The 24,709-nt window shown below is 66.9% G+C and carries 24 protein-coding genes and 1 pseudogene; 11 read left to right on the top strand and 14 right to left on the bottom strand.

Going from position 1 to position 24,709, the window contains the following annotated elements:
- Positions 1–9: 9 nt before the first annotated feature.
- The 4 genes from EA472_RS08500 to EA472_RS08485 form a co-directional block, all read right to left on the bottom strand.
- Entirely contained in the window at positions 10–969 is a 960-nt protein-coding gene (locus EA472_RS08500; protein ID WP_124191087.1) for an ArsA family ATPase, read from the bottom strand.
- Positions 970–1,219: 250 nt separating this feature from the next.
- A complete protein-coding gene (locus tag EA472_RS08495) occupies positions 1,220–2,194 on the bottom strand; it encodes an ABC transporter permease (protein ID WP_124191086.1) in 975 nt (324 codons plus the stop codon).
- The gene (locus EA472_RS08490) at positions 2,191–3,117 is read right to left on the bottom strand and encodes an ABC transporter ATP-binding protein (protein WP_124191085.1); all 927 of its coding nucleotides are present in this window, start codon (positions 3,115–3,117) and stop codon (positions 2,191–2,193) included. Before EA472_RS08490 ends, EA472_RS08495 begins: the two co-directional genes overlap by 4 nt.
- Positions 3,118–3,206: 89 nt before the next feature.
- Entirely contained in the window at positions 3,207–3,476 is a 270-nt protein-coding gene (locus EA472_RS08485) for a hypothetical protein (protein WP_124191084.1), read from the bottom strand.
- A gap of 153 nt (positions 3,477–3,629) precedes the next feature.
- On the opposite strand from EA472_RS08485, the gene EA472_RS08480 reads away from it, so the two are divergent.
- The 4 genes and pseudogenes from EA472_RS08480 to EA472_RS23400 form a co-directional block, all read left to right on the top strand.
- On the top strand, positions 3,630–4,820 hold the full coding sequence (locus tag EA472_RS08480) for an FIST signal transduction protein (RefSeq protein WP_124191083.1): 1,191 nt from the start codon (positions 3,630–3,632) through the stop codon (positions 4,818–4,820).
- The gene (locus EA472_RS08475) at positions 4,820–6,052 is read left to right on the top strand and encodes a PAS domain-containing sensor histidine kinase (protein WP_124191082.1); all 1,233 of its coding nucleotides are present in this window, start codon (positions 4,820–4,822) and stop codon (positions 6,050–6,052) included. The genes EA472_RS08480 and EA472_RS08475 overlap by 1 nt, the downstream gene beginning before the upstream one ends.
- Before the next feature lie 223 nt (positions 6,053–6,275).
- Positions 6,276–7,067: a hypothetical protein gene (locus EA472_RS08470; RefSeq protein ID WP_124191081.1), complete on the top strand. Its 792-nt coding sequence runs from the start codon at positions 6,276–6,278 to the stop codon at positions 7,065–7,067.
- Positions 7,068–7,093: 26 nt separating this feature from the next.
- Positions 7,094–7,948, top strand: a pseudogene (locus tag EA472_RS23400) (excinuclease ABC subunit C); the annotation flags it as partial.
- A gap of 560 nt (positions 7,949–8,508) precedes the next feature.
- On the opposite strand, the gene EA472_RS08460 reads toward EA472_RS23400, so the two are convergent.
- The 3 genes from EA472_RS08460 to EA472_RS08450 all read right to left on the bottom strand — a co-directional run bounded on the left by EA472_RS08460 (position 8,509) and on the right by EA472_RS08450 (position 12,187).
- Complete coding sequence (locus tag EA472_RS08460; RefSeq protein WP_124191080.1) at positions 8,509–10,176, bottom strand: gamma-glutamyltransferase family protein; 1,668 nt, start codon at positions 10,174–10,176, stop codon at positions 8,509–8,511.
- 128 nt (positions 10,177–10,304) lie between these two features.
- Entirely contained in the window at positions 10,305–11,366 is a 1,062-nt protein-coding gene (locus EA472_RS08455; protein WP_124191079.1) for a DNA-methyltransferase, read from the bottom strand.
- A gap of 251 nt (positions 11,367–11,617) precedes the next feature.
- On the bottom strand, positions 11,618–12,187 hold the full coding sequence (locus EA472_RS08450; RefSeq protein ID WP_124191078.1) for a hypothetical protein: 570 nt from the start codon (positions 12,185–12,187) through the stop codon (positions 11,618–11,620).
- A gap of 333 nt (positions 12,188–12,520) precedes the next feature.
- Between EA472_RS08450 and EA472_RS08445 the strand changes: the two genes are divergently transcribed.
- Complete coding sequence (locus EA472_RS08445) at positions 12,521–13,165, top strand: hypothetical protein (protein ID WP_124191077.1); 645 nt, start codon at positions 12,521–12,523, stop codon at positions 13,163–13,165.
- Between the two features lie 40 nt (positions 13,166–13,205).
- Here EA472_RS08445 and EA472_RS08440 read toward each other — a convergent pair whose 3' ends face one another.
- Positions 13,206–13,793 (bottom strand): NADPH-dependent FMN reductase, encoded by a 588-nt coding sequence (locus EA472_RS08440; protein ID WP_124191076.1) that lies wholly within the window; start codon positions 13,791–13,793, stop codon positions 13,206–13,208.
- Between the two features lie 139 nt (positions 13,794–13,932).
- On the opposite strand from EA472_RS08440, the gene EA472_RS08435 reads away from it, so the two are divergent.
- Positions 13,933–14,892, top strand: coding sequence for a nucleoside recognition protein (locus EA472_RS08435; RefSeq protein ID WP_124191075.1), 960 nt, complete (start codon positions 13,933–13,935; stop codon positions 14,890–14,892).
- Between the two features lie 55 nt (positions 14,893–14,947).
- Here EA472_RS08435 and EA472_RS08430 read toward each other — a convergent pair whose 3' ends face one another.
- A complete protein-coding gene (locus tag EA472_RS08430) occupies positions 14,948–15,871 on the bottom strand; it encodes an A/G-specific adenine glycosylase (RefSeq protein ID WP_124191074.1) in 924 nt (307 codons plus the stop codon).
- 124 nt (positions 15,872–15,995) lie between these two features.
- On the opposite strand from EA472_RS08430, the gene EA472_RS08425 reads away from it, so the two are divergent.
- The 3 genes from EA472_RS08425 to EA472_RS08415 all read left to right on the top strand — a co-directional run bounded on the left by EA472_RS08425 (position 15,996) and on the right by EA472_RS08415 (position 17,850).
- On the top strand, positions 15,996–16,847 hold the full coding sequence (locus tag EA472_RS08425) for a triphosphoribosyl-dephospho-CoA synthase (RefSeq protein ID WP_124191073.1): 852 nt from the start codon (positions 15,996–15,998) through the stop codon (positions 16,845–16,847).
- On the top strand, positions 16,844–17,512 hold the full coding sequence (locus tag EA472_RS08420) for a DUF447 domain-containing protein (RefSeq protein ID WP_207891140.1): 669 nt from the start codon (positions 16,844–16,846) through the stop codon (positions 17,510–17,512). Before EA472_RS08425 ends, EA472_RS08420 begins: the two co-directional genes overlap by 4 nt.
- A gap of 146 nt (positions 17,513–17,658) precedes the next feature.
- Entirely contained in the window at positions 17,659–17,850 is a 192-nt protein-coding gene (locus EA472_RS08415; RefSeq protein ID WP_124191072.1) for a 30S ribosomal protein S17e, read from the top strand.
- 215 nt (positions 17,851–18,065) lie between these two features.
- Here EA472_RS08415 and EA472_RS08410 read toward each other — a convergent pair whose 3' ends face one another.
- Positions 18,066–18,329, bottom strand: coding sequence for a hypothetical protein (locus EA472_RS08410; RefSeq protein ID WP_124191071.1), 264 nt, complete (start codon positions 18,327–18,329; stop codon positions 18,066–18,068).
- 314 nt (positions 18,330–18,643) lie between these two features.
- Between EA472_RS08410 and asd the strand changes: the two genes are divergently transcribed.
- The gene (gene asd / locus EA472_RS08405; RefSeq protein WP_124191070.1) at positions 18,644–19,678 is read left to right on the top strand and encodes an aspartate-semialdehyde dehydrogenase; all 1,035 of its coding nucleotides are present in this window, start codon (positions 18,644–18,646) and stop codon (positions 19,676–19,678) included.
- A 38-nt stretch (positions 19,679–19,716) separates the two neighbouring features.
- Here the strand turns inward: asd and EA472_RS08400 are convergent, their stop codons facing one another.
- Positions 19,717–20,142 (bottom strand): universal stress protein, encoded by a 426-nt coding sequence (locus EA472_RS08400; protein ID WP_124191069.1) that lies wholly within the window; start codon positions 20,140–20,142, stop codon positions 19,717–19,719.
- 192 nt (positions 20,143–20,334) lie between these two features.
- A complete protein-coding gene (locus EA472_RS08395; RefSeq protein ID WP_243637818.1) occupies positions 20,335–21,255 on the bottom strand; it encodes a D-2-hydroxyacid dehydrogenase in 921 nt (306 codons plus the stop codon).
- 246 nt (positions 21,256–21,501) lie between these two features.
- Here EA472_RS08395 and EA472_RS08390 point away from each other — a divergent pair, with 246 nt between their 5' ends.
- Positions 21,502–22,887, top strand: coding sequence for an NAD(P)/FAD-dependent oxidoreductase (locus tag EA472_RS08390; protein WP_124191067.1), 1,386 nt, complete (start codon positions 21,502–21,504; stop codon positions 22,885–22,887).
- Between the two features lie 16 nt (positions 22,888–22,903).
- On the opposite strand, the gene EA472_RS08385 is transcribed toward EA472_RS08390, so the two are convergent.
- Positions 22,904–23,083, bottom strand: a complete 180-nt coding sequence (locus EA472_RS08385; protein WP_243637808.1) for a hypothetical protein — start codon at positions 23,081–23,083, stop codon at positions 22,904–22,906.
- An 887-nt stretch (positions 23,084–23,970) separates the two neighbouring features.
- On the bottom strand, positions 23,971–24,324 hold the full coding sequence (locus EA472_RS08380) for a DUF7344 domain-containing protein (RefSeq protein ID WP_124191066.1): 354 nt from the start codon (positions 24,322–24,324) through the stop codon (positions 23,971–23,973).
- Between the last annotated feature and the right edge of the window lie 385 nt (positions 24,325–24,709).

Genomic DNA, 24,709 nt, shown 5'->3' with positions numbered 1-24,709 from the left:
TTCCGGCGTCTACGTCGCCAGCCGATCGGCGATCGTCGCGACCGCTTCGATTCCTCGCGCTTCCCCCTCGAGGTCCGGGAGCGTCTGGATCTCAAGATCGGAAAACGACTCCCGAATCTCGCCGACGCGGTGCTCGTGGCGGTCGCGACGCGACGCACACCGCGAGCAGCCGTCCGCCGGCCCCTCGAACACCCGGTTTACGATCAGGCGCTCGACGGGAACGCCCGCCTCGCCGAGACGGGCAACGAGGCGCTCCGTCTCGGCGATCGCCATTCGTTCGGGGACGGTGACGACGCGAAACTCCGTTTGCCCGGGATCGACGAGCAGTTCGCGGGCGCGCTCGAGACGCGCCTGAAAGTCGGCGAGGTCGTCGTCGCGTCCGCGAACCATCGACATCGGACCGAACACCGCGGTCCGAGCCGCGTTTCCGATTCGCCGCGCCTGTCCGCCGAGCGAGCGGAGCGTCTCGAGCGTCGACCCCATCACCGCCGGCGTCTCGAACAGCCGGAGCGTGTGGCCGGTCGGCGCGGTGTCGAAGACGACGACGTCCCAGCGACCGTCGTCGACGTACTCGACGAGGAGATCGAGCGCCGCGAGTTCGTCGCCGCCGGCCGGCGTTCCGGTGTCGAAGAGACGCTCGACGTCGGCGTCTTCGAGACGCACGCCGGCGCTCCTGAGGTCGGCCGCGAACGCCCGTGCCAGCCGTTCGTAGCGGTCTCGGCGCGTCTCGGGATCGATTTCGACGGCCCACAGTTCGCCGTCGGAGTCCGTCCCGAACTGGTCGTCGAATTCGAGGTTCGTGGGCTCCGACCCGACGGCGACGGAAAGCGAGTCGGCGAGCGAGTGCGCCGGATCGGTGGAGACGACGAGCGTCTCGTCGCCCGACCGGACGAGCGAAACTCCGGTCGCCGCCGCGCAGGTCGTCTTCCCGACGCCGCCTTTGCCGCCGAAGAAGATGCAGTCGGTCACGGGCGTCCACTCGAGGCGCGGCCGTAAATTCCTCACCACCGGTCGCCGTTCGTGACCGTTCGGTCGCCTCGATCGTCGTCTCCGTCGAATCGCGCGTCGATGCCGCGTACGACCGGTCGTCGCGTCCTCTCGTACGGAACGCTACCGCTGGTTCTCGGTGTGGCCGCGCCCGTCCGCGGTCGCACCGGCGACGACGTACGACATCTCGGTCACGTCGAAATCACGGAGGTTCGATCCGAGATCGCGCTCCTCAGAGGTCGACGCGATCGAACCGGTAGAGCGCGATCGCGATCGGAACGACGATCCAGAACAGCAGGATGAGAAACGAGAACCAGTCCTGGAGGAAAAACGGCAACTCGCCGCCGAACATCTCCGCGTTTAGCTCGACCTGGAGCTCGATGAGGTCGGCGTCGGTGATCAGCGTCAGCGTTCTCCGGAACGCTTCGCCGGGGTCCATGTTGACGAGGAAGTACACCCAGTCCTGGTGGCGTTCGACTTCGACCGACTGGCCCTGGATCTCGGTGGTGTAGGTGACGGTGTCGAAAAACAGGATCTCCCGACTGGCCAGGAGCCAGACGACGTTCGACAGGGTGTTCCAGACGACGTAAAACAGGACGAAGACGCCGAACATCGCCGCGCCGGCGATCGTCGTCGAGCGCGTCAGCGACGAGAGGGCGACGGCGATGCTCGTGTACGCGATTCCGTAGAGGATCGACATCGCGAGCAGGCCGGCGTAGTCCGCGACGTCGAACTGGCCGAGCAACGCGGCGACGACGACGGCGGCGAGGACGAAGCCGACGGTCAGCGAGATCGCCAACACCGCCGAGCGGCCGATCAGCTTCCCGAGGAGGACGTCCTTTCGGGAGTGGGGAAGCGAGAGGAGGATCTTGATACTGCCGGTCTCGCGCTCGCCGGCGATGGCCTTCCAGCCGAGCACCAGCGCGATCAGCGGGATGATGAGCCTGGTGATCTCGCTGACGAGGCCCACGAGGACGTCCGTCGTTGCACCCTGGGCGGCGATGTCCTCCCCGAAGTAGGCGATGACGCCCGTGATCGTCACCAAAAGCGTGAAAAAGAAGACGCTCAGGCCCCAGAACACCCACGACCGCATGGAGTCCTGGAAGTCCTTCTTCGCGACGGTGCGGACGCTCTCGAGGTTGATCGAACTCGAGGGCGAGTCCGCCGTCGATCCGGCGGCCGCTCCCGTTTCGGTTTCGGAACTCATCGCGCTTTCACCTCCCGATCCGTGGTGTACGACTGGAAGACGTCGTCGAGCGACGCTTCGGTCGTCGAGAAGTCCCGCACCTCGAGGCCGCGCTCTTCGAGTTCGCTCAGGACGGCCGTCTTCGAGCCGTCGACCTGGACGACGAGCGTCGGCGGCTCCTTCCCGTCGACGGCGGCACTCGAGACGTCGGAAAGTGATCGGACGGCCTGGACGGCGTCGTCGTCGATTCGATCGACCGTCACCCGGAGGCTCTCGCCACCGCCGACGGAGTCTCGCAGGCCTTCGACGGAGTCGACGGCGACCATCTCGCCGTCGCGCAGGATACCGACGCGGTCACAGACCGCCTCGACCTGTTCCATGATGTGACTCGAGAAGAAGACGGTCGCGCCTCGCTCGTTCTCCTGGCTGACGATGCGTCGCATCTCGCGTGCGCCGTTGGGGTCGAGTCCGGTGGAGGGTTCGTCGAGGATCAACAGCTCCGGCTGGCCGACGAGCGCCATCGCCAGCATGAGCCGCTGGGACATCCCTTTCGAGTAGCCCCCGGCTTTCTTGTCGGCGGCGTCGAGCAGACCGACCCGTTCCAAGAGCGCTTCGGGATCGTCGCCGACCCCTTTCGAATCGATCGCGAACTGGAGGTGTTCGCGACCGGTAAGGCGGTCGTACGTTTCGACTCCCTCGGGGAGGACGCCGGTTCGCGCGCGAATGTCGCGACTGTGGCTCTGGGCGTCCATTCCGAGCACTTCCACCCGACCGGCCGTCGGGCGGATAAAATCCAGGATCGCGTTGATCGTCGTCGACTTTCCGGCACCGTTCGGTCCGAGAAATCCGAACACCTCGCCCTCGTGCACCTCGAACGAGAGGTCCGAGAGGGCGAGCGTCTGACCGTACGATTTGGTCAGTCCGTCGACTCGAATAGCGGGCATGGCTGTGAGGACACGCCGTTTCCCGATAAGGTTTGTCACTCGCGCTCGATAATATACGTCTTTCGGGCGGGGGAAGAAACCGAAATCGGCTAGATCGGCTCGTCGGGATCGTACTGTCGGGCGGTTCGTTCGGCCTCCGTCGCGTACCGGTCCCGGGTGTCGTCGTCTTCCACCGGCTGGAGGTCGGCTTCGGAAACGTCGACCGCGGCGGTGACGGGTGACCCGGTCTGCAGCGCGGTCGTCGATCGCTCCCGGCGGTGATAGCGCGAGCCGTCGGTCGTCGCGTACACGATCCTCACCACGTTCCGCTGGCCGAACTCGCGTTCGACGAGCCAGCATCGCTCCGTCGAGTCGCTCATAGCCGGTCGTTGGACGGCGATCGCCGAGAAAGTACCGCGTCGACTCGAGGCGGGATCTCTCGCTACCGCTGTAACGCGGCCCTGACGTTCATCGTTTCGATCAAGTTGTCTACCAACCAAACATTCAATTAGCGAGCCGACCCAATTGTGGTCATGTCCACATCCGTTGGTACCGCACTGGTAACTGACTCGGAAGGAAATCCGGGTGAACGGGCCGCGACGGAGGCACTGGCACAACTTCCGGGGGGACGGGTGGACTTCTGCCAGGTCTTCTGTCCGGTCGACTACGACTTCGATCGGGTGCTCGCGGACGTGCGTTCCGTGATCGGCCCCGACGCGAAGCTCATCGGCTGTTCGGCCAACGGCTCGTTCACCGAGAACGCCGTCGGCAACGGCGTCGCCGTCGGACTCGTCGCGAGCGAGACGCTCTCGTTTTACACCGGGCTCGGAACCGGACTCAGAGAGAACGTCTCTCGAGCCGTCCGCGAGGCGATCGGGGAGCTGCCGGACGCGCTCGACGATCATCCGTACGCCGCCGCGATTACGCTCCACGACGGGTTGAGCGGCGTCGGCGAGAAGCTCGCGTTGATCAGCCAGCAGAAGCTCGGTCCCGAAGTGTCCATCGCGGGCGGCTCCGCGGCCGACGACCACAAGCTCGAGGCGACGTACGTCTTTCACGACGACGAGGTCGTCGAGGACGGCGTCGTCCTGGGGCTGATCGGCGCGGAAGAACGGCCCGCGGTCGCGGTGGCACACGGACACGAACCGCTCTCCGAGCCGGTCGAGGTCACGCGTGCGGACGGGGCAACCGTCTACGAACTCGACGGCGAGCCGGCGTTCGAGGTCTGGAAGGACGCCGTCCGCGAGACCGTTCGGTCGGAGTTCGATCTCGAGATCGACGAACTCGACGCCAGCGAGACGCTGTTACAGGAGATCCTCTGTGAGTTCGAGTTCGGCATCAATCAGGGAACGCAGTACAAGATGCGCTGGCCGTGGATCGAGGACGAAGACGGCGCGATGCACTTCACCGTCGACGTTCCCGAAGGAACGGTTCTGCGCGTGATGCACGGACGTCCCGAGGCCCAGATCGAGTCCGCCGGCGAGACGATTCGACGCGCGCTCGCCGACGCCGGCGACGTGACGATGGCCGGCGGCTTCATCTACGACTGTGCGTGCCGGCGGATCGTCCTCGGCGACGAGTTCGACGCGGCCGTCGAGGAGATGGCGACCGAACTCTCGCTGCCGTTCGTCGGGTTCGAAACGTACGGCGAGATCTGTATGGGTCCGGGCCAGTTCAGCGGCTACCACAACACGACGACCGTCGCCCTCCTCTTTCCGGAGTGATGGATCACGACGAACTCGTCTCGACGTTTGGCCAGACGGTCGGCGTCGAGAAAGCGCGGTCGCTGGTCGACGACGCGTTGACGGAGTTGAACATCGAGCCGTCGGCGTCGTACTCCAGTCACGAAATCGCCGACATCTGCGAGACGATCGCCCGGAACACCGACGGCTACCTCGAGATCGTCGCCAACGAGATTCAGGTCCGAGAGAAAGCCCAGCGACGGTTCGACACGTTCGTCGAGGAGATCGCCGATCCGGTGGTCGCCGTCTCGTTCCAGGCGGCCGAGCCGACCGTCACGGCGATCAATCCGGCGTTCACGGAGACGTTCGGCCACGGCGACGAGGCGATCGGCCGATCGCTGCCGGAACTGATCGCCCCCGCGGAGGCGCGCTCGGAGGCGACAGACGTCTGGTTTCGGTCCGACGCCGACGGCGGCGTCGAGATCGAACGGCTGACCGCAGGCGGCGAGCGACGAACGTTCATCTTTCAGCCGGTCATCGTCTCGAGTTTCGACGGCGCGGTCGAAGGGTACGGCATCTACACCGACATCACCGATCGCAAACGCCGCGAGCGTCGACTCACCCGACAGAACGAACAGCTCGAGCGGTTCGTCAGCGTCGTCTCTCACGACCTCCGCAATCCGTTAACCGTCGCACAGGGAAACGCGGAGCTGGCGCGAGAGCTCGCCTCGAGCCCCGAGGTCGCCGATCACGTCGAAGAGGTCGTGGCCGCACACCGTCGCATGGAGTCGCTCGTCGAGGACCTGTTGACGCTCGCCAGTCAGGGCCGGACAGTCGACGACCCCTGCCCCGTCCGGCTCGGAACCGTCGTCTCGAACGCCTGGCACTACGTCGACACGACCGACGCGCGCCTCGTCGAGGAGTACCCGCAGGAGCTGACGATCGAAGCCGACGGCGACAGACTCTGTCAGCTGTTCGAGAACCTGATTCGGAACGCGATCGAGCACGGACGCGACGACGCGACCGTGACCATCCGAATCGGCTGGGACGAGGGAGTCCTCTTCGTCGAAGACGACGGCCCCGGCATCGATCCGGACCAGCGCGAGGACGTCTTCGATCACGGCTACACGACTTCGACGGAGGGAACCGGGTTCGGCCTCGCGATCGTCGAAGCAATCGCCGACGCCCACGGCTGGACTGTCGACGTCGTCGACGGACGCGACGGCGGGGCTCGGTTTACGCTGTACAACATCTCCGTCGTTCGACGCCCGTGAGCCAACCGATCGCCGTTTCGATCCGAATCGAGCGATCTCGAGTCGGTCGGGCCGACCCGCGGCCTCGACCCCGATCGGTCGCCCGTCCCCTCGAGCCGTCGCCCCGGTGACGATCGTCCTCGAGTCGGCCCGCGCCAGTTGTCCTCGAGTCTGCTCGCCCGCCGCCCCCTCGAGTCGGCCCGGACGTACTTGTCGTTCGAACGCCGATCGGCAAGCGAAGCCGATGTCCTGGACAGCCCGCGTCGATCAGCTGCTGTACGACGGCGAGGCCGTCGAGCGACGGGTCGAGTGCGGCGCGGCGACGCTCGTCGTCACGACCCACCGCGTGCTCGCGTTCACGCCCCGTGGCTCCGGACCGGCGTTTCGAACGATCGATCGGCCGAACGTGCGGACGGTGGCCGTTAGAACCGTCGCGGCTCGACGCCACCTCATTCGGGCCGTCGTCACCGGCGCGGTCGGGATCGGCGCGCTCGCGGTGAGCCGACTGTTTCGCTTCGCCGACCTCGTCCCCGACGCCGGCTTCGAGAACGGAGACGGTGCGACCGGAGACGACGGGAGTCCCGTCGGCGGCGCGCTCGAGACGATCGAGGCGACGCTCGCACTGGTCGATCTCGCGGTCGTCCTCGTCGGCGCGTTCGCCCTCGCGCTCGCCGCGGTCTTCGCCGCGCTCTACGTTCGTTCGCGTTCCCGCCGTCTCGTCATCGAGGTGGACGGCGACGACGACGTCGAACTCCCCGTCTCGCGCGTCGACGACGTCGGCGGGGTCGCGATCGAACTCGACGAGGCGATCCGACCGGAGCCCTCGGCCGATTCGCTCGCGAGCGACGAGCGCAGTTCCGACGATCCGTTCGACGACCCGGGACTCCAACGCGAAGGCGGAGACCGACTCGAGCCCGGACGCGAGGCCGACGAGTTCCGTGGGCCGTCCGACCCCAGCCCCGACGTCGACGGTTCCCGACTCGAGTCGAATCCTGCCGACTCTCGACTCGACTCCGACCGCGATGAGTCAGGCTGAAAGCCGCCGACGCCCTAGGGCCGTCGATGAACGCCGACGGGGTTCGAGACCGGATACGGTCGCTGCCGCGAGAGCCCGGCGTCTACCAGTTCCGGGAGGACGGAACCACCCTCTACGTCGGGAAGGCCGTCGACCTCCGGAGTCGGGTCCGATCGTACGCCGACCCGCGGAGCGCGCGGATCGGGCGGATGGTCGACCGGGCGGACGACCTCGAGATCGCGGTCACGGACACCGAAACGCAGGCGCTGTTGCTCGAGGCGAACCTGATCAAGCGCCACCAGCCCCGCTACAACGTCCGGCTCAAGGACGACAAGTCCTACCCGATGGTCCAGCTCACCGACCACGACGCGCCGCGGATCGAGGTGACGCGCGATCCGGCCGAGTCCGCGACGGTCTTCGGTCCCTACACCAGCATGGGACAGGTCGAGACGGTCGTGAAGGCCCTCCGGGAGAGCTACGAAGTTCGGGGCTGTTCGGACCACAAGTACGCCAACCGGGATCGGCCCTGCCTCGACTACGAGATGGGCCTGTGTAGCGCCCCCTGTACGGGCGAAATCGACAGCGAGAGCTACCGCGAGGATGTCACCGCGGTCGAGCGCTTTCTCGAGGGCGAAACGGGGATTCTATCCGATCCGCTTCGCCGGGCGATGGAGACCGCCGCCGAGGAACAGAACTTCGAACGAGCGGCGAACCTCCGGGACCGACTCGAGGCCGTCCAGGCCTTCCACGGCGAGGGCGGCGAGGCGGTCCAGTCCGTCGGCGACGAGCGCGCCGTCGACGTCCTGGGGGCCGCCATCGAGGGCGAGTCCGCGACCGTCGCCCGGCTGCGCGCGGAGGACGGCAAGCTGGTCGACCGCGACCGCCACTCGCTTTTCGTCCCCGTACGGCCCGGCCGACTCGACCGTCGGCCCCGTCGCGGTGATCCGGTACTCGTCGTCGAGAACGACGATCGCGTCGGACGAGTGACCGAGCAGCGTCCGGTACCAGTCGGCGCGGCGATCGGCGACGGATCCTCCCGGTGCACACTCGATCGCGCGTCGAATGCGGTGTTCGAGCAACGGCCGACCGTCCGGTTCGGCCGAAACGATCTCGACCGCCCCGGCGTCGACGAGCCGATCGACGCCGCCGGACTCCGCCTCGTCCGCGAGTTCGCGCTCGTCGGCGGCGTAGACGACCGGAAGGCGACCGTCGAGGGCCGCGAGAACGTCGCGGTCGTCGGTGACGAGACAGTCGGCAGACTCGAGTGCGCCGCGACCGAGTTCCGAAAGCGACCGGACTCCGCCGTCCGTCGTGACTGCACCGTCCTCGAGCGTCGTCGTCACGGCCCGCGCCCACGTTGGCGTGCCGACGACGAGCGCGCGAATCGGGGACTGCTCGGACGTCCCGGGGCTGCGGTTCATACGTCCGCTGCGTTCGGAGAGCGGTAAAAGCTTCGCCCCGGTCAGTAGCCGATCACGTCGCCGTCTTTTCGGGGCTCGGTGGCCCCCGAGAGCGTCCCGTCGCGCCGGCGAACGGCCTGTGCGCCGCCGAAGACGACCGGCGGCGAGACGCGGACGTCGTGACCCATCCGCGCGAGCGCCGCCGCGTTCGGAAGGCGTTCCTCGACGGCGAGCGCGCCGTCCTCGCGGTAGCGCCACCGCGGCGCGTCGAGTGCGGCCTGCAGGCTCATGTCGTAGTCGATCAGGTTCGAAAGCACCTGGACGTGGCCCTGGGGCTGCATGTAACCACCCATCACGCCGAAGGCCAGCCAGTCGTCGTCCGCGAGCTTCGCGACGGCCGGGACGAGCGTGTGGAACGGCCGCTTCCCCGGCTCGAGGCTGTTCGGATGGTCTGGATCGAGCGAGAACGACGCGCCGCGGTTTTGCAGCGCGATTCCGGTGTCGCCGGCGACGAGCCCGCTGCCGAAGCCCGCAAAGCGGGAGTTGATGTACGAGACGAGGTTCCCCTCCTCGTCGCCGACGGTCAACAGGACGGTGTCCGCGTCTTCGGCGTTCGCGTTCGGAACGCCCACTTGCGGATCTCGAATCGGCTCGTCGCCGATCGCTCGCGCGCGCTCTCGAGCGTACGCTTTCGACGCGAGCGGCGGAACCGTCTCGTACTCCGGATCGGCGACGTAGTGGTGGCCGTCGACGAACGCGAGCTTCGTCGCCTCGGCGAAGGCGTGCACGCGCTCGGGAGAGTCGTAGGCCTCCTCGCCCGCGTCGATCGCTTCGGCGACGTTCAGCGCCTCGAGCGCGATCAGTCCCTGGTTGTTCGGCGGCAGTTCGTACACCTCGACGCCGTTGTAGCTCGAGCTGACGGGATCGAGGAATTCGGGTTCGAAGTCGGCCAGATCGTCGTGGCTCATGAACCCGCCGCTCGATCTGATCGTCTCGACGATCTCGTCCGCGATCTCGCCCTCGTAGACGGCGTCGGCTCCTTCGTCGGCGATCGTCTGCAGACTGTTGCCCAGCAGCGGCAGCGTCACGGTCTCGCCCGGCTTCGGACACCGCCCGTCGAACAGGTACGCTTCCCTGGCGTTCTCGTCGGTGAACAGCTCCTCGGCGGTCCGCCAGTAGTGAGCGATCACCGGCGAGACCGGATACCCTTCCAGCGCGTACTCGATCGCGGGCTCGAGCACCTCGGCCAGCGTCAGCCGCCCGAGTTCGCCGACGGTCGCCTCCCACCCGCGGGCGGTACCGGGAACGGTCACCGCGTGCGGACCGAGAAACGGCATTTCGAGAGACGACTCGGGATCGTCGCCGTCGACGGCGTACCCGCGCGAGTCGGGATAGTACCGCCCCGGATCGTCCACGTCCTCGAGCGCCCGGGTGACGTTCTCGATCGTCGCCTCCTGCGGGGCTGGACCGCTGGATCGCATCGCGCCGACGTCGCCGTCGGCGGTCCGATACAGCGCGAACACGTCGCCGCCGAGTCCCGTCGAGGTCGGCTCGACGACGTTGAGCGCGGCGGCCGTCGCGACGGCGGCGTCGAAGGCGTTTCCACCCGCCCGAAGGATCGACACCCCCGCCTGCGCGGCCAGCGGCTGGCTCGTCGCGACCATCCCCCGGTTCGCGTACACCGTCGAGCGTCGGGAGTCGAACCGGTCGAGATCGTACGGATCGTCCATACCCGCGTTACTCTCGCCGATCGACAAAAGCGCTCGCGTGCGATCGTCCGCCCGACCGTTCCGACGACGTCCGTTCGTCTCGACCGCCTTTTCGGTATCCACCGCCTCGACGAACCGGCTCCCCGCCGTCAGTCGCTCGAGACCGAGAGCGGCTCGTGTTCGACCCGGTAGCGTCCCGACTCCCCCTCGATCGACGAGACTTCCCGAAGCCGCAGGGATCGTTCCATCTTCGTGACGACCGGCGTGTCGTAGTGCTCCGCGTCGTAGCCCGGTACGTCGCCGGCCTCGCGTCGACGCTCGACGAACGATCGGTGGCGCTCGAGGCGAGCGCGGCCGACCGAACGCGACAGCGCAGCGATCTCGCCTATGCCGTCGTCGAACGCCTCGAGAAACGCCTCCTCGAGTTCGTATCCGACCGAGTTTCGAGCCGCACAGATGGCTGCACGCGTCGTCGTTCCGGTGCCCCAGAACGGATCGAGGACGGTGTCGCCGTACGCCGAGTACATACAGATCAGCCGGTAGGGAATCTCGAACGGGTACGCACCCGATCGATCGCGCAGGTCGTCCGTCGCGTCCTCCGTGAGGTCCTGCAGCTCCCCGCGGACGTCGGTCCAGACGTCGGAGAACCAGCGGTTTCGCTCCTCCCAGAAGTAGGCTGCCTCGTACCGTCGGTCCGCCCCGGGTTCGAAGTCCCGGCTCTCGCCGCCGTTTCGAAAGACGAGCACGTACTCGTGTTCCAGGGTGACGTAGGCGTTCGGCGGCAGCGTCCCGCTGCCCATGAACTTGGCGGCGCTGTTCGTCGGCTTGCGCCAGAGGACGTCCGGGAGCGGATCGAACCCGCGGGACTCGAACGCCTCGAGGACGCGGGCGTGGTTCGGATACACGCGAAAGCTGCCGTCGACCGATCGGGTAGCGTCGCCGACGTTGATACACGCGATTCCGCCCGGAACCAGCACGCGCTCGAGCTCGTCCCAGACGAGTTCGAGCTGGGCGTGCATCGCCTCGAACGCGCCGCGGTCGTCGCCCGCCTCGAGGGCGTCTTCGACGGCCGGATCGAGCCGGGTGAACAGGTCGTCCCACATCTCGATCATCGGGTACGGCGGCGACGTGACGACGAGTTCGACGGAATCGTCCTCGAGCGTCGAGAGGTCGCGCGAGTCCTCGACGAAGACGCGATGGGTCGTCTCCATTGGATTCACACTGTCGGCGTCGGCTCCTTAGCTCCTTCGTCAGCGGATTCGGCTCGCGACGGAGCCGAAAAACCGCCAGCGGAGCGTCGAAACGGCTCGATCGATACCCACCGGTACTGACAGTTCGTTAGCCTCCGGTACCGACGGCTCGTTTCCAGCCACCGGTACCGAGGGGTCGTTTTCGCCGGATTCCGTCCGACGGTTCAAGCGAAAAAACGGGACGAGTTCCCCGGACTCGATCCGAAAACGGGTTACTCTTCTTCCGTCTCGACGTCGGCTTCGGCTCCCGATTCGTCTTCCGTTTCGGACTCCGCGTCGGCCTCCGACTCGTCGTCCGCTTCCATCGTCGTCGCCGGCTCGAACTCCTCGATCGGCTCCCACTCGTCTTCCTCTTCGCCCATCAGCCGGCGGCGGGCGAGCGCGATCCCGACGAGAACGCCCAGCGCGACCAGCAGCCGGACGAGGCGGCTCGAGGAGCCCGCGTCGTCTTCGACGTCGGCGTCCGCTTTCTCGTCCGACACCTCCGTTACCTCCTCGCTCTCGTCGTCTCCGCCCATCGTTTCGATGATCTCGGGTTCCTCGATCTCCTCGATCGAGGTCTCCTCGAGCGCGGGCGCGTGCCGGCCGGCGAGGAATCCGATCGCCGCACCGAGACCGAACACCGCCCCCGCGATCGACAGCCGACCGCCGGCTCGACCCGACTCTTCCTCCTCGACGGCCTCGAGAATGGAGTCACGCAGCGGCGTGTCGAGACCTTTTCCGACCGCTTCCTTTACGATGAGCTCGGACAGCGTCTTGTCCTGTTGTTCCGTTTCGGGCATAATCCGCCACGACCACATCGCCGTACATAATTCTGTCCAACGTTTCGACGAACCGTCGCCTGTCAGCCTGGAGTATAGTCCGGTTACCCGAACGCTTCGGATAGAAATACGGTATTTCGTCGCGCGCGGACGCGGCGCTGGCGACCGAACCCGATCGAGGCGGGCGATCTGCCCCTTCGGTTCCGGCTGCGGCCGAACGACGCCGAGTCGATCGCCGTCGGCGCGAGCGCGCGAAGAAACAGGGTCTTAACGCGGTATAAAGTCACGAAGGGGAGGAGTTCGCACTGGTAACGAATTGCATAACGAAACGGTACGTGCGCGAATACCGCGCCAATGAGCGTTATCCGACAGCCAGGGATCATGGGCCGAACCACCCGTCACCGGGTCGTAGGGGTCACGGTGGCGCTTACGGCCGCGCTGATCGAAACGATCGCCGTCGGTCTGTGGTTCGGCCTCGTCGTCGGATCCCGCTCGACGTCGACGGCTCTCGCCGGCCTCGGCATCCTCTTTTGTGGCTCGCTGCTCAGAACGGGCGTCGTCGGCGTCGCGATCGACGAGCCGGCCGATCTCCTGCGACCGCACCGGCTGGGCGCCGCGCTCGCGCTGACCGCGGGGTGGATCGTCTGGCTGTACGTCGCGGAGTGGATCGGCGGGGTCCCCGGCGTCGCGATCGCCACGCTGATCCTCGTCGGCGTTCTCACCACCCAGTTCGTCTTCGAACGGCGCGTCTTCGAGCTCCGGTCGCCCGTCCGCCCCTCCGTCGCGTCGGTGCTCTCGGCCACGTTGCTGGCCGTCGGCGGAGCCGTGTTGCTCGTCTCCGTCTGGTTCGTCGACGCGGCGATCGTCTCGCCGCCGATCTCCCTCGAGATCACGACCGTCGTCCTCCGGATCGAGCCGGTCCAGCTCGGCGCGGTGGTGTTCGGACTCCTCGCGTTCGTCGCTCATCAGCGGCGATTCCGTCGGTTGATCGAAACCTGACCGCGATCCGCCCGCCGCCGGGCGGCTTCCGCGTCGGCGACTACTTGCCGGCCGCGCCGACGTTCTGGTCGCTCTCGAACGAGTCCGGATCCGGCTCGATCGAGGCGTACTGGACCGCCCGTCGGCCGAGCGTCACGACCCGTTGCTCGAGTTTCGCGTCGGCGAACTCGTCGCCGTCGACGGCAGACTTCGAGTTCGGAACCGCCGCCTGGTGGGGGAGCACCCACGCGTTCAACGATCGACAGACCGACCGCAAATGCTCGAGCGCGGTCACCGGAAAGGAACCGCCCGAGACCGCGAGCAGTCCCACCGTCTTGTCCTCGAACTCGTCGAAACCGCAGTAATCCAGGGCGGTTTTCAGCGGCGAGGCGTACGAGCCGTGGTACATCGGCGTGCCGAGGACGATCGCGTCGGCCTTCCGGAGACGCTCGGCGAGCACCGCCGCCTCGCCGGCGTCTTCCCGGCTTCGGTCGGCGTCGAACGTCGGGATGTCGTACTCCCGGAGGTCGATCAACTCGGTGCTGGCTCCCGCGTCGTCGGCCGCCTCGAGCGCCCGCTCGAGCGCGGTCCGCGTGACGCTGTCGTCTCGGAGGCTCCCACACAGTGCGGCGACGTGAACGTCGGTCATAGCTCGGACGTCGACGGGAAGCGACAAAACGCCGGTGGTGTCAGCTCGCCGCGGATCGAACCGCGGCCGATCGGCTCGAGTCGACGGGAGTCGGCGACGAGTCGGTGGATCTTTCGATCGGCGATCGAAACGGGAACGCGTGGAGTCGATCGCGTCCGTCCTGTTGACCGAGGCGGTCCCCCGGATCCTGACGATTTCCGCGCTGATCGGAATCGGCGTCGGGATCGCCAACGTCGCGGTGGCGTTCGGACTCGTCGAGACCGTCGCCCGCGCCGGCCGATACCTCACCGAACCGGCCAACCTGCCGGACGAGGTCGGAACGGCCATCCTCACGAACGCGGTCTCGGTCACCGCCGGCTACGGGATGCTCGCGGAGTTTCGCGAGTCCGGGCTGCTCGACGATCGGGCGACGCTGATCGCCGTCGTCGTCAACACGTTCTTCGGGTTCGTCCAGCACGTCTTCACCTACTACGGGCCGGTTCTGATTCCGATCCTCGGCCTCCACGCCGGACTCATGTACGTCGGCGCGAGAGCCGGCATCTCGCTGGCCATCTCGGTCGTCGGTCTGCTCGCGGGGATGGTGTTGTTGCGAGGGTACGAGTACGACGCAGGCGCGCTCGAGCCGGACGAACCCGCGGACGAGTCCCGGACGAACCGCGAAACGCTTCGTCGCGCCGGCGAGAAGACCGTCGACCGGCTTCGATCGATTCTGCCGCGGCTGGCGATCGTCTACTCGCTGGTCTTTCTGGCCCTCGAGTACGTCGATCTCGAGGGAATGACGGCGGTCGCTGAGCCGCTCACCTCGCTCGTGGGGCTGCCGGGTGCTGCGGTGGCGGTAGTTCTCGTGGCGACCGTCGACCCGACCAGCGGCGCGGTGGCGATCGCCCCGATGATCGGCGACGTGTTCACGCCCGCCGAGGCGGTCGTCACGCTGTTGATCGGGAGCCTGATCTCGCTGACCGTCGGAACGGTCAAACGCTCGATTCCGTTCCAGTACGGCATCTGGGGAGCCGAGTTCGGAACAAAAGTGATCCTCGTCAACACCGGACTGAAGGCCGTCTTCATCGCCGTCGCGATCGCGGCGTTTCTCCTCGTCTGACCGCTCGGATCGTTCGATCGCGTCTCTGCACGCCGACTTCGAACCGTACCGGCGGCTACCGTCGCAACCGCGCGACGGTCTCGCCGTCCCGCGTTTCGACGTCGACGAGGCCGTCGTCGGCCAGGTCCGCGAGCATCCCCTCGAGCCACTCGCGTCCGTACTCGCCGTCGGGCGCGTAGTCGACCCGGATTCGGTGACCGAGCGTATCGATCTCGAGTTCGTCGTACTCCCGGAGCGTCCCGATCACGCGGCCGCGAAACTGCCGTCGACTCCCCTGGAAGCTGGGCTGGGTGGGAACGTCTGGGGCCGTGAAGTCGCCGCTCGCGTAGGCGTCGCACCACTCGCGCCACGGACAGCCCGCCTCGTCACAGCGCGGCGTCTGTCCGCAGGCGACGCCGCCGAGTTCCATGATCGCGTTGTTCCACACCCGCGAACGCCCCTCCGGCATGAGCTCGTTCGCCGCCGTCTCGAACGCCGCGTCGTCGTCCGGGATCGAAAACGCCCGGTAGCAGACCCGCTTGACGTTCGTATCGACGACCGCATCGCCCGCGTCGAACGCGAAACTCGCCACCGCGTTGGCCGTGTACGGTCCCACGCCCATCAGCTCCTGGAGCTCCGCGGGCGTCTCGGGGAACGTGCCGTCGTACTCCGATTCGACCTGCGCGGCCGCTTCGTGGAGGTACTTCGCCCGGTTGTTGTACCCGAGGCTGTGATCGGTCCAGAAGCCGACGACGTCGGCCCGGTCGGCCGCCGCGAGCGCCGCGGCGGTCGGCCAGCGCTCGAGGAACGACGACCAGGCCTCGACGACGCGGCCGAGCTGGGTCTGCTGGCTCATCACCTCGCTGACGAGGATCGCGTACGGGTCGTCGGTCCGACGCCAGGGAAACTCCCGGTGGTCGTCCTCGTACCACTCGATCAGTCGCTCCCGCACCGCCTCGAGGTCGTCCGGAAGCGCCCACGCGTCGCCGTCGTCGGTCATCGACGGTGGTTGGGATGGCGACCCTTTAGCCGTGGTGGTCGAGCGTCGACCCGACGAGCCGGCGGCGGTCGCTTCCGGTGCGTACATCCCCAACGCTAAGCCCCCCGCCATCCCACTGGTACACATGCGAACGCCAGCACAGAACGCGCAACTGGCGCTTCTGCTCGAGGTCGCGGGCACGCCCAAACCCGGAAACGTCGACCGGCGGCGCGACCTCGAGGACCTGCGGTTCGAACACTTCCTCGCCGGAACGATCGGCACACAGCGAGGCCTCGAGATGGCCGAAAACGGAGCGGCGGTCGGACCGGCGTTCGAGCGAGCCGTCGCGGGGATGGCGGACCAGCGCGGCGGAAACACCCAGTTCGGCGCGCTGTTGTTGCTCGTTCCGCTGGTCCGGGCCGCCGCCGAAGATCTCTCGCCGCCGGTCGTCGAGTCCGTCGTCGAGGGGACGACCGTCGCGGACGCGGCCGCGTTCTACAGCGCGTTCGAACGCGTCGACGTCTTCGTCTCGGAGCCGCCCGCGGAGATGGAGCCACTCGACGTCCGACGGGGGGCCGACGCGATCCCGGCGCTCGAAGAGCGCGGTCTGACGCTGCTGGACGTCCTCGCGGCGGGCGTGCCCGGCGACGACGTCGCCCGCGAGTGGGTTCGCGGATTCGAGCGATCGTTCACCGCCGCGGAGCGGCTGGCGTCGGCCGACGGAACGGCGCTCGACCGGTCGGCTGCGGTCTTTCTCTCGCTGCTTGCGGATCGGCCCGACACGCTGGTCGCGAAACAGCACGGCCGGGACGTCGCCCGAGAGGTCAGCCGCCGGGCCGCGGACCTGTCCGAGCGCGACGCCGTCCGGACCGATCGCGAGGCCGTCGAGTCGTTCGCCGACGAACTCGTCGAGCGCGGGATCAACCCGGGAACCACGGCCGACGTCACCGCCGCCGGTCTGTTCGTCGCGCTCGAACGCGAGGTGCTCGAGGTGTGACCGGCGGCGCACGCGAGGACGACGCGGGGACCGGCGACGGGAGCGACGACGACGTCGCAACCGGCGACGAACGGGAGGCCGACGGGACGAACGCCGCCGAGACCGTGGCGTGGCCCGTCGCGCTCTCGGGCGTCACCGAAACCGTGGTGACGACGCTCGGTCCCAACGACCGGTGGAACGCCGCCGCGCTCGGGGTGTTCGCCGGCGATCCCGTCACCGCGCGAACGTGGGGAAACACCCGCACCCGGCGAAACTTCCACCGACGGGGAGAGGGGTTCGTCCAGTTCGTCGACGATCCCGTCACCTTCACCGACGCCGCGCTGTCGATTCACGAGGTCGACGAGCCGGTTCTCGAGAGCGCGAGCGCCTGGGTCCGCGTCGCCGTTTCCCCCATCGACTCGGGGAGCGAGGACGGGACCGAGTGGGAGACGTGGACGCTCGAGCCGGTCGAGACCGCGGTCGTCGCGGAGCGCGTTCCGACGATCGACCGCGGGTTCAGCGCCGTCGTCGAGGCGACGGTCGCGGCTTCCAGGCTCGGCGTCGAAGGCTACGACGACGCGCACCTCCGCGATCGTCTCGAGTACTGCGCGTCCGTCGTCGAGCGGGCGGGCGGACCGCGCGAACGGACGGCCCTCGAGCGCGTGCGCGAGCACGCCGAGTGGTGAAGTGGTGAGATCGGACGGACGTCGGGCCGTTACCCCGTCCTCGGCGAACCGCGGCCCGCCGGAACGATGGCGACACCGTTCGGGCGACTTCGCGGGCGCACGCCGAAGAGAAAGGGATTAAGAGCCTCTGGACGGAACCGTTCTGTATGGCAATTAAACCGGCCTACGTCAAAAAGACCGGGAACCTCCTCCTGGAGCGGTACCCGGACGCGTTCACGACCGACTTCGAACAGAACAAAGACAGCGTATCCAAGCTCACCAACGTCGAATCCAAGGGCGTCCGCAACCGGATCGCGGGCTACGTCACCCGAAAGAAAAGCGCGCAGATTCCGGCGTAGTACGACTCTTGCTCTCGAGTTCGTCGATCGCGAGCAGCGACGGCGTTCGCGTCGTCGGAATGCGACCGCCTCGAGTGACGCGACTCGGCGTTAGGCGGTGCGTCGCGGCGAGAACGAACGTCGGACGAGTCGGTCACACGGACCAGTGTACGACGTTGCCGGTGACGCCGCAGACGGGGCGCGGGGCCACCGGTGCATCGTTACAGGAGGCCGTATCAGTGGTCGAAGCCGGGTTCCATGTACACCGCGGCGACGAGCGCGACGACGGCGACGAACAGCGCCAGCATCGAGCCGGCCATTCCGGTGACGACGTTCATCTCCGTTCCGACGATCAGGAGTTCGTCACCCTGGAAGCCGGTCCAGGCCATGAGGATCGCGACGAGGACGCTGATCACCGCCAGCACCGTGGCACCGATGCTGAATCGCGTCTCGAGCAGTCCCGTTTCCGACTCGCCTGGGTTCGCTGCGGTGCTCGTCATCGCGTCCACCCCGTGCGGTCGGCGACGGCGTGCGGTCGACGAGCGATTCGGGTCGAGGCGCGTTCGGCCGGTTCCGAACGGACGCTCCGTCGAAGCTGTCGAGTGATCATCGGTCGCTATGTTCCGCTCCGCTTTCTTAATCCCTTCTATCCGCGCCGTGGCGCTCGTCGCCTGCGATGGTGGTCGCCGAAACGCCGTCGGAATCGGTATCGGCATCGAGGTCGGTTCCGGCCGACGGTCGCGCCGACGCGGGGGTCGTCGCGTTTCGGCGGAAATCCAAACGGTTTTGCGCGCACGCCTCCGAATGGCGGAAAATGGCAGTACGAGTAGGCGTACTCGGCGCAACCGGTGCCGTTGGACAACGACTGATTCAGCTTCTCGAGCCCCACCCGGCGTTCGAGATCGCTGCACTGACCGCGAGCGAATCGAGCGCGGGCAAGACGTACGGACAGGCGGCGAAGTGGCGCGTCGACAGCCCCATCCCCGAGGAAATCGCGGAGATGACCGTCACGGCGACCGACCCCGACGAGGTTCCCGACGACGTCGATCTCCTCTTCTCGTCGCTTCCCTCGAGCGTCGGATCGGCGGTCGAACCGGCGTTTTGCGAGGACGGCTACGTCGTCTCCTCGAACTCCTCGAACAGCCGAATGGCCGACGACGTGCCGCTGGTCATCCCCGAAGTCAACGCCGAACACCTCGATCTGCTCGAGGTCCAGCGCGACGAGCGCGGCTGGGACGGCGCGCTCGTGAAAAATCCCAACTGTTCGACGATCACGTTCGTCCCCACGCTCGCGGCGCTGGCCGAGTTCGGCCTCGAGCGGGTCCACGTCGCGACGCTCCAGGCGGTGTCGGGCGCGGGGTACGACGGCGTCACGTCGATGGAGATCATCGACAACGCGATCCCCTACATCGGCAGCGAGGAGGACAAACTCGAGACCGAATCCCGGAAGCTACTCGGCGAGTTCGACGGCGCATCTCTCACCCACGACGAGGTGGAGGTCGCCGCCTCGTGTAACCGGATTCCGACGATCGACGGCCACCTCGAGAACGTCTGGGTCGAGACCGAAGACGACCTCTCCGTCGACGACGCGGCGGACGCCATGCGGGCGTACCCGTCGCTCGACCTCCGCTCGTCGCCGGAGCAACTCATCCACGTCTTCGACGAACCCGACCGCCCGCAGCCGCGGATGGACCGGACGCTGGGCGACGGGATGGCGATCGCCGCGGGCGGCCTCCGCGAGTCGACGTTCGGCCTCCAGTACAACTGTCTGGCACACAACACGATCCGCGGCGCAGCCGGCGCGAGCGTGCTCAACGGCGAGTTGCTGCTCGAGAACGGCTACCTCTAGCTACCCGCGTTTTCGACTCGCGAATCGGTTTTCGGTCGTCACTGCTGTGGGAGTGCGACGACCGGAATCGTCGCCTCCTTCACCATCCGGCGTGCCACGTCTCCGGTGAGCAGTTCCGCCAGCCGGTTTCCCTCGCGCGGGGTGAACGCGACCGCATCGGCGTTTCTGTCGGTCGCCTCGTCGAAGACCGTCTCGACGACGTCGGTTCCGTACAGCGTGTCGTACTCGACCGACGCGGGCGACTCCTCGAGCGAGCGCTGTGCGCGTTCGTAGATCTTTTCGGCGTACTCCTTTCGTTGTCCCATCGGCGCTTTGTCGATCCCACCGCCCGCCTTCTCGATGACGTTGACGACGACGACGGTGCTCGTCTCGGTGAGATACGGAGCCAGCGACGCCGTCGTCCGTTCGCCGTCGTCCGGATCGGCGACGGGAACGACCACCGTGCCGTCGAACGTCAACGTCACAGTACCCCCTCCGTCAGCGGGGTCGTTCGATCGTCGATCGTCGACTCGAGCGTGTGCGCGTGCGAATCCATCGCGTCCATGCGAGCCGATTCGGGACAGCACTTGAAAAAGTGTACGCCGCCTCCCCGCCGGTTGCGCGAGATTTCGGTGTCGAACGGTCGTACGACCGACGCGAGCGCAACTCGACTCGCCTCAGAGTCGAACCCGGTTCTCGAGGGTCGCGTCGGCACCCTCGGCCGCGAACCGGCGAGCGTTCTCCGCGACGACGTCCGCCAGCCGCTCGTAGTACATCGGCGTGTGGCCCGCGTTGTGCGGTGTGATCTGGACGTTCCCGAAGTTCCACAGCGGGTGCTCCTCGGGGAGCGGTTCGGGGTCGGTCACGTCGAGCGACGCGCCTCGAATCCAGTTCGACCGGAGTGCGTCGACCAGCGCGTCGGTGTCGACGACCGGCCCGCGCGCGACGTTCACCACCACCGCGCCCGGGTCGAGCGTGACGAACGCCGCCCGGTCGACCAGTCCCCGCGTCGTCTCCGTGAGCGGACAGGCGAGCACCAGGTAGTCGGTTCGCGCGAGCGCAGCGTGAAACGGATCGTCCTCGAAGCCGATGACCTCGTCCGTCGGACCGCCCTTCTCCGGCGAGTACCGAACGCCGATCGTCTCGACGCCGAAAGGCTCGAGCCGATCACAGACCGCGCGGCCAATCGCACCCAGTCCGACGATCGTAACCGTCGAGCCCTCGAGTTCGTTGGCCTGATAGTGTCGCCACTCACGGCGGCGCTGGCGTCGCGCACCGACGTGAAATCGTCGAGTGAACCGCAGGATCGCCCCCACCACGTGTTCGCCGATGTTCGGTCCGTGAACCCCCGAGGCGTTCGTCACCGTTACGTTTCGTTCGGCGAGCCGATCAAGCGGCAGGTGTCCCGTGCCGGCGTAGGCACACGCGAACACCGCAAGCTCCGTCGCCTCCTCGAGGACTCGCTCCTCGAGTACCATCCCGGTGACGAACTCGGCGTTCGCGATCGCTTCGCGTTCCGCGTCCGGCGTGCGCGCGAGCCGAACGCGTTGATCCGGAAGCCGCTCGCGAAGCGCGTCCGCGTACCGTTCGATCGGCATTCCGTGCGTTCCCTTTCGAAGCACCAGCACGTCGCCAGCGTCGCCGCCGTCGGCTCTCGCGTTCCGGTCCGACTCGACGGGATCTTCGCGTTCCGTCATGTTCGGCTCCTCGAGCGGACGCGCCAAAAGCGTTCGTCCCGCGCGTTCGGCGTCCGATCGGCCGCCGCACGAGCCTCGCCGAACGGCAACTGTGAGCCGGCACGAATTTCATGCGGTTTAATACGGCCGGCTGAGTGCTCACGGTGTATGGAACGCGTAGACGTCGCGATCGTCGGTGGCGGCCCGGCGGGTACGTCGGCGGCCGAACAGGCCGCCGCTTACGGTGCCGAGACGGTCCTCTTCGAACAGGGCGTCCCTCGAGAGGATCGGGAAGCACTCGGTCCGGATTCGACCGACGCCGCCGGTATGCTCGATTACTGGATCGACATCATGGACTTCGACTACGAGGAGATCCCGGACGACGTTATCCTCCAGGAACTCGAGGGGACCAGATTCGTCGGCCCCAACAGCGCCGTCGAACTGACGACGACCGGGATCGACGCGAGCTATCCGAACTTCGGCTACACCTTCCATCGCGCCCGGATGGACGATTGGCTCCACGAGCGTGCGGCCGAAGCGGGAGCCGACCTCCGCGTCGGAACCGGCGTCTCCGACCTCGAGACCGATCTCCGCGCCTCCGGGTCTCGGGGACCGACGCACACGCTGACGCTCTCGAACGGCGACCAGCTCGAAGCGCAGTACGTCGTCCTCGCGGACGGCCCGCAACGACGGATCACGCTCGAGGCGCTCGATCAGTTCACGGCACCCGGCCGGAGCGTCTCCGACTATCTCTCACCCCCGGAGGCCAACCACATCGCCTACCAGGAGTATCGGGAGTTTCCCGAGGAGGTCTTCGACTCCGACTGGCTCGAATTCTGGTGGGGGTACATGCCCGGCGAAACCGCCTACCCCTGGGTGTTTCCGAACGACGGCACCGTCGCCCGCGTCGGCCTGACGATGCCGATCGGCATGGACCTGGCGGACGTCGACAACCCCGACGCCTACAAACTCCTCGAGCCGACCGACGACGGGATTCCGTCCGGCTCCGAGTACGTTTCCCGGCTTCTCGAACTCGAGTACGGCGACGAGTACGACGTCGAGACGGACTTTCCGCTCGTCGAGGATCGCGGGAAATCACGGGGCACCGAAACCTATCCGATCTCCTCGACTCGACCGATCGACTCCCCCGTCGGCGCGAACATCGCGGTCGTCGGCGGCGCGATGGGGACGACCTCCGCGTTTCACGAGGGCGGCTATCACGTCGCCGTTCGATCCGGGAAGATCGCGGGCAGACTCGCGGCGACCGATTCGATCGGACGGTACAATCGCCGCTGGAAGGAGGCCATCGGTGACGAAGTTCTCCGGAACGTCGCCTTCGCGGACATCGTCGCCGACTACGAGCCGGACGACTGGGACTGGGCGTTCGGCGTCGTCAACGACATGCAGGGTGACAACGGGGACAACGTCCTGGTATCGAAGCGATACTCCGCCGGCATCGACGCGACGAAGATCCTCGCCGCGTACAAGCGACGGAAGTTCGCGTACCGAAAGGGACGCTACGTTCAGCTCGCGGAGGACGAGTACGTCTACTGACCCCCGTTCGCTCGGATTACGAACCGTCGTCGGGATCGTCCAGCGTCCGCTCGAGTATCCGGAGCGTCCGTCCGTCACACGAACAGAGTTCGGGCTGACCGATCGGCTCGAACGTCCCGTCGGGACCGACCAGTACGATACCGATCTCTCCACACCGCGTACATCTCGCCGCAGCGCGCTCGTTCTCGCCGTCCACGGAAATGACCTCGAGATGGGGTCGTACGTCGTCCAGCCGAATAAACCCCGGACTCGAACGGCCCGCCCGCTGTCGGTTTCGAAACGACGACGCGAAAAGGGCGAACGCCGCCGTCGGGGTCGGCGACACTCGATACGTGCGCTCTGGCTGCGAGTTGTTCGCCCCGCCTGGCTCTCACGCCAATCGAGTGGACTATCCGCGGCGGTATAGTCGTTTACCGTGATAAGACAACCCCGAGGCGTCGACGATACCGTGACTCGCCCGATCGGGAGGGACCGTCCTCGAATCGCATTCCTTCGGCGACTGAAAGCGTTAAACGGACCCCATCCCTAGAGGGAACGCGCGCCTCTAGTCCCCGTCCGAGCTGACCCATTCGGGTGCGATGACGGCACGGCGAACCCGGGCGCGCGACACAATCGCCGGGGAACCGATCAGTTCCCCCGCCCGGCACGAGGGTTAGCCAGCCGACGCGGCACGCCGCCACGGGATGACGCTGGACGTTAGTGTTCCGGGTGACACCTTCGATACCTGAGAGCGATCGCGTTACGCTTTCGTCCGGAACCGGCCTCGTCACGGAGCCGACGCTACGCCGACGGCGATTCTGAAAGCGGCGATCGGCGCATCCGGTCGTTTCCGATCGAAAGAAAAACACCTGTCCCGGACCGACGCGTGCGACGAACTGAGCCATACGTCACGACGGATCCGACGACGCGACCGCGTCGCTCGACGGCGTTTCTCCATCGCCGAACGAACGGGGCGAATCGGCGAGCGACGGATCGCGGCGAACCGACTGACCGTCCACCGTCACTCTCGCTATCGCGCGACTACTCTCGGCCGCCCGAACGGGTTGCAGACACCGCTCGAGTCGGCCACCGATCCGAGACCGGTTACGACTCGGACGCGGCGACGCTCCCGTCCTCGATCGCGATGCTCCGTTCGATCGTCTCTCGAACGTCGTCGAATCCGTCATCGACGACCACGCACCTCGTGTCGTTTTCGTATGCGACGACGTCGTGGGCGTCGAGACGAGGAAGGTGGTTGTGAACCAACGACAGCTCTATTTCGTTCGTGTCGTCGACGGACTCGGGAACCATCCCTTCCTCGTCGACCGCGATCTCGTGAACCAGTTCGTCGACCGTCGCGTACTCGACGTCCTTGAGGTAGTATAACAGACACCGTCGACGCGAGGATGCCAACAGCTCGAAAACCGTGTTCAACCACTCGCCGTCGCATTCGTCCATAGTATAGCCTGACGACACAGTTGAATAATATTCATGCCAAAAATATTTGGAACGGTGGCAGGTGATCACGCGTGCGGACGCGAAACCGAACCCTCGTGATCGGGACGCGGCGATCGAGTACTCCGCTTCCCACCGGCTCGAACCGTGATCTTCGACGGTACATCGCCGTCGTCCGCTTCGAACTGCTCCGCTCTCGGGGCGATCCATTCCTCTCGAGACGGGTTGTCACTCTCGAGGACGGAAGGGAGCGTCACCACACCCCGGTTGCAATGTGAGCCACCCCTCGACAGCGGTTGCTGTCGGGGGGTGGAAATGAAGTATGAGTGGGGCGGCGAACCGACGTTCCCAGAGGGTCTCCCACTCCAGTAGTTGCCGATACGCAGGC

The sequence above is a fragment of the Natrarchaeobius oligotrophus genome, assembly GCF_003841465.1.
Classification (GTDB): Archaea; Halobacteriota; Halobacteria; order Halobacteriales; family Natrialbaceae; genus Natrarchaeobius; species Natrarchaeobius oligotrophus.
The sequence above is the reverse complement of the archived record's forward strand: the minus strand, read 5'-3'. Positions and strand labels throughout refer to the sequence as shown.

Coding starts and splice junctions, on each gene's coding strand:
- EA472_RS08395 (WP_243637818.1), bottom strand. CDS start 21,255: ATGCCGATCGAACGGTACGCGGACGCGCTTCGCGAGCGGCTTCCGGAT.
- EA472_RS08445 (WP_124191077.1), top strand. CDS start 12,521: ATGAGCGTTATCCGACAGCCAGGGATCATGGGCCGAACCACCCGTCAC.
- EA472_RS08415 (WP_124191072.1), top strand. CDS start 17,659: ATGGCAATTAAACCGGCCTACGTCAAAAAGACCGGGAACCTCCTCCTG.
- EA472_RS08455 (WP_124191079.1), bottom strand. CDS start 11,366: ATGGAGACGACCCATCGCGTCTTCGTCGAGGACTCGCGCGACCTCTCG.
- EA472_RS08390 (WP_124191067.1), top strand. CDS start 21,502: ATGGAACGCGTAGACGTCGCGATCGTCGGTGGCGGCCCGGCGGGTACG.
- EA472_RS08475 (WP_124191082.1), top strand. CDS start 4,820: ATGGATCACGACGAACTCGTCTCGACGTTTGGCCAGACGGTCGGCGTC.
- EA472_RS08450 (WP_124191078.1), bottom strand. CDS start 12,187: ATGCCCGAAACGGAACAACAGGACAAGACGCTGTCCGAGCTCATCGTA.
- EA472_RS08440 (WP_124191076.1), bottom strand. CDS start 13,793: ATGACCGACGTTCACGTCGCCGCACTGTGTGGGAGCCTCCGAGACGAC.
- EA472_RS08470 (WP_124191081.1), top strand. CDS start 6,276: ATGTCCTGGACAGCCCGCGTCGATCAGCTGCTGTACGACGGCGAGGCC.
- asd (WP_124191070.1), top strand. CDS start 18,644: ATGGCAGTACGAGTAGGCGTACTCGGCGCAACCGGTGCCGTTGGACAA.
- EA472_RS08480 (WP_124191083.1), top strand. CDS start 3,630: ATGTCCACATCCGTTGGTACCGCACTGGTAACTGACTCGGAAGGAAAT.
- EA472_RS08485 (WP_124191084.1), bottom strand. CDS start 3,476: ATGAGCGACTCGACGGAGCGATGCTGGCTCGTCGAACGCGAGTTCGGC.
- EA472_RS08495 (WP_124191086.1), bottom strand. CDS start 2,194: ATGAGTTCCGAAACCGAAACGGGAGCGGCCGCCGGATCGACGGCGGAC.
- EA472_RS08410 (WP_124191071.1), bottom strand. CDS start 18,329: ATGACGAGCACCGCAGCGAACCCAGGCGAGTCGGAAACGGGACTGCTC.
- EA472_RS08490 (WP_124191085.1), bottom strand. CDS start 3,117: ATGCCCGCTATTCGAGTCGACGGACTGACCAAATCGTACGGTCAGACG.
- EA472_RS08460 (WP_124191080.1), bottom strand. CDS start 10,176: ATGGACGATCCGTACGATCTCGACCGGTTCGACTCCCGACGCTCGACG.
- EA472_RS08425 (WP_124191073.1), top strand. CDS start 15,996: ATGCGAACGCCAGCACAGAACGCGCAACTGGCGCTTCTGCTCGAGGTC.
- EA472_RS08380 (WP_124191066.1), bottom strand. CDS start 24,324: ATGGACGAATGCGACGGCGAGTGGTTGAACACGGTTTTCGAGCTGTTG.
- EA472_RS08430 (WP_124191074.1), bottom strand. CDS start 15,871: ATGACCGACGACGGCGACGCGTGGGCGCTTCCGGACGACCTCGAGGCG.